At 53.4% G+C, this 266-nt stretch carries 1 pseudogene; it reads left to right on the plus strand.

Annotated elements, in window-relative coordinates:
- A pseudogene (locus FN960_RS24195) lies at positions 1-266 on the plus strand (hypothetical protein); the annotation flags it as partial.

The following is a 266-nucleotide window of genomic DNA, read 5'->3' on the forward strand; positions in this document are numbered from 1 at the left end:
TGGCGCTAATGACCAACGCGGGTACAGAAATCGGCGTGGCATCCACTAAAGCATTCACCACTCAGTTAACTGTGCTGTTGATGCTGGTGGCGAAGCTGTCTCGCCTGAAAGGTCTGGATGCCTCCATTGAACATGACATTGTGCATGGTCTGCAGGCGTTGCCGAGCCGTATTGAGCAGATGCTGTCTCAGGACAAACGCATTGAAGCTCTGGCAGAAGATTTCTCTGACAAACATCACGCGCTGTTCCTGGGCCGTGGCGATCAG

The organism is Alkalicoccobacillus porphyridii (assembly GCF_007293315.1).
Taxonomy (GTDB): domain Bacteria; phylum Bacillota; class Bacilli; order Bacillales; family Bacillaceae_D; genus Alkalicoccobacillus; species Alkalicoccobacillus porphyridii.